The organism is Streptomyces sp. NPDC015532, assembly GCF_043078065.1.
Lineage (GTDB): Bacteria > Actinomycetota > Actinomycetes > Streptomycetales > Streptomycetaceae > Streptomyces.
Window position 1 is genome coordinate 1 of sequence record NZ_JBIBSY010000042.1, and the last position, 2,839, is coordinate 2,839.

Below are 2,839 nucleotides of genomic sequence, written 5' to 3' on the forward strand. Positions count from 1 at the left end.
GACACCCTCCTCAACCCCTACACAGCCGCCGAACGCGGCTACATCGACGGCGTCATCATGCCCTCCCAGACCCGCGCCCACGTCGTCCGCGGCCTGCGCCAGCTCCGCACCAAACGAGCATCACTGCCCCCCAAGAAGCACGGAAACATCCCGCTCTAGAACCCCGCAGACCCGGACCCTGGGAGCAGACATGACGATCAAGGTCGTACGGGGCAACCCGACCCCTGAGGAGCTGGCCGCCGCACTGGCGGTGGTCCGCGCACGCGCCGCGGCGGTGGCCTCCGCCCCGTCCGGCGCGTCCGGGCCGCGTGACTCCTGGTCCGACCCCGCCCGCGTCGCCGCGCACCGGCTCCCGCGGCCGGGCCCGACGTCGTGGGGCCGCAGCTACTGGCCGGGCTAGGCCCGCGCCGGCACGCGAGAACCCTTGATCCCCCCGCGGACCCTGTCCCGGGGGGATCTCGGCTTCCGGGGCGACCGCCCCGGCCCTCCGCAGGCGGCGCCGGGGCCGTTTTCACAGGATGCCCCCAAGTTGAGTACGCGTACTCAGGTGCCCGGCCCTCCTTCCGTCGCACGATCGGGAGCATGCTGTGGTCCGACCCCGAGAACGAACCCCCCGAGGATCTCCGCGACATGCAGGACATGTTGCGACGCCTGGGCGTTCTCCTGGCGCTGGCCATGGTGATCGCGATGATCCTGCTGGGCATCCGCTGACGCCTGCCCGGCAACCGAGGCGCGGGCGGATCGGCGCCGATATCCTGATCACATGACCGATCAGCCGCGCCGCCGTCTCGTCCTCGCCTCGCAGTCTCCCGCCCGGCTCAATCTGCTGCGGCAGGCCGGACTCGACCCCGAGGTGATCGTGAGCGGGTTCGACGAGGACGCCGTCACCGCGCCCACTCCCGCCGAACTGGCCCTCGCGCTGGCCGAGGCGAAGGCCTCCGTCGTGGCGGCTCGGCCCGAGGTTCAGGGTGCGCTCGTGATCGGCTGCGACTCCGTGCTGGACCTGGACGGCCAGGCTCTCGGCAAGCCCGCCGACGCCGAGGAGGCCACCGCGCGCTGGAAGGCGATGCGCGGCCGGGCGGGCACGCTCCAGACGGGGCACTGCGTCTGGGACACGGCGCAGAAGCGGTGGGAGTCCGCGATCGCCTCGACCGTGGTCCGCTTCGGCGAACCGACGGACGCGGAGATCGCCGAGTACGTCGCCTCGGGCGAACCCCTTTACGTGGCGGGCGCGTTCACCCTGGACGGCCGCTCGGCGCCGTTCATCGAGGGCATCGACGGCGACCACGGCAACGTCATCGGCATCTCGCTGCCGACGGTCCGCCGGCTGCTCGGCGAACTGGGCGTCGGCATCACGGAGTTGTGGACCCCTCGGGAGGCCTGAGGACCACGGACCGGAGGGGCCGGTCAAGGCAGCCCTCCGACCGGCCACTCCGCGAACATCCGTACGACAGAAGACGGTTGCGACGGAGGACGGTTGCGGCCCCGGACGCCCGGCACGCCTGAAGCCCCGGGCACCCGGAGCCATGGGCATCCGGAGCCACGGGTCTGCGCCCCCGGACATCCGAAAGCCCGCGTCCCGGGACGCCCGGCCCCGGACGCCCGAGAGTCCGCACTCCAGACACCCGGCCCCGGACGCCCGAAAGTCCCGCGCCCCGGACACCCCGGACGCCCGCGGGTCCGTACCCGGGGCGGCCGGACGGCCGAGGGAGCGATCAGTGAGCCGTCAGGACGCCGAAGAGGCGGACGCGGCGACCGCGCCCTCCTCCGCGACGGCGTCCTCGCCCGTCACTTCGGCGCTCGTCACCTCGGCGCTCGTAGCCTCGGCGCTCGTCGCCCCGGCACCCTTCGCCTCGGTGCCCTTCCCCAGGTCGACACTCCCGGCGGCGACGCCTTCGCCGACGCCGGCGCTCCCCGCCTCGGCCGCGTCCCCCTCGCCGTCACCGGTCCCACCGGCCTCCGGCGCGGCGTCGACGGGGCCGGTCTCCCGGCCGTCGTACGCCAGGAGGGTGAACACGATCAACGCGAGCACGACCATCATGAAGGTGAACGCGCCCCAGCCCACCAGGCCCACCGTGAAGGCACCGAGCAGGGCGTGCACCACGGCGGCGCTGACCAGCAGGACACGCCCGACAAGGCCCGGGGGGCGCTGTCGGAGCGCGACCAGCAGGGCCGACACGGCACAGGCCAGGAAGTAGAGACCGAAGACCAGGCCGCCGATCTTCGACGACCGCGCCATCATGTCGGAGTCGAGTCCGGCCATGGACATGTCCTGGCGGTCGACGACCATGCCGAGGAACCAGTTGAGGAGGGCGATACCTATCGCCTCCACGAAGAGCACGATCGCCGCCACCCACACCAGCGGTCTGCGCACCACCGGCCCCACCCACTTCCGCGTGCTGTTACCCCAAGTACGTCTTAGACATCCCGAACGCTACTAACGGGTAAACCCGGGGACAAGGGTTCGGTCGAGGGCAAAGAATCGTTGGGCCATTCGTAGGGACTCGACAAAGAATCGTTGTGGGCCGCAGCACGGAGCCACAGAGACCTTGACCACACCTGAAGGCTAGGGTTCAGGCAGGGATTCCCACGTGCCTTGGCACGACAAGGGATTTCGCGGGTAGGGCGAGCCTCGTATCACGCTCCGTGTGGGCAAGCTCACCACTGGGGACAGCTCGAAACGTCGTGTTGGCTGTCCCTAAACTCGGCTTGTTTTCAAGGAGGGAGCCATCGTGCGCAAGGTGCTCATCGCCAACCGTGGCGAAATCGCTGTCCGCGTGGCCCGAGCATGTCGGGATGCCGGGATCGCGAGCGTTGCCGTGTATGCGGAACCGGACCG

5 protein-coding genes and 1 pseudogene are annotated in these 2,839 nt (G+C 70.9%); 5 read left to right on the forward strand and 1 reads right to left on the reverse strand.

Annotated elements, in window-relative coordinates; genetic code table 11:
• From ACF07B_RS42865 to ACF07B_RS42880, 4 genes are all read left to right on the forward strand, one after another.
• Positions 1-159: carboxyl transferase domain-containing protein (locus ACF07B_RS42865; RefSeq protein WP_392182939.1), on the forward strand; the 159-nt coding region annotated here is incomplete at its 5' end.
• A gap of 31 nt (positions 160-190) precedes the next feature.
• Positions 191-400, forward strand: a complete 210-nt coding sequence (locus tag ACF07B_RS42870) for an acyl-CoA carboxylase epsilon subunit (RefSeq protein ID WP_362408980.1) — start codon at positions 191-193, stop codon at positions 398-400.
• A gap of 182 nt (positions 401-582) precedes the next feature.
• On the forward strand, positions 583-711 hold the full coding sequence (gene mmpB, locus ACF07B_RS42875) for a morphogenic membrane protein MmpB (protein ID WP_328671104.1): 129 nt from the start codon (positions 583-585) through the stop codon (positions 709-711).
• 52 nt (positions 712-763) lie between these two features.
• Positions 764-1,384 (forward strand): Maf family protein, encoded by a 621-nt coding sequence (locus tag ACF07B_RS42880; protein WP_392182938.1) that lies wholly within the window; start codon positions 764-766, stop codon positions 1,382-1,384.
• Between the two features lie 552 nt (positions 1,385-1,936).
• On the opposite strand, the pseudogene ACF07B_RS42885 reads toward ACF07B_RS42880, so the two are convergent.
• Positions 1,937-2,377: pseudogene (locus ACF07B_RS42885) on the reverse strand (hypothetical protein); the annotation flags it as partial.
• A 355-nt stretch (positions 2,378-2,732) separates the two neighbouring features.
• On the opposite strand from ACF07B_RS42885, the gene ACF07B_RS42890 reads away from it, so the two are divergent.
• A partial coding sequence (locus ACF07B_RS42890; protein ID WP_324603837.1) for a biotin carboxylase N-terminal domain-containing protein occupies positions 2,733-2,839 on the forward strand: 107 nt, incomplete at its 3' end.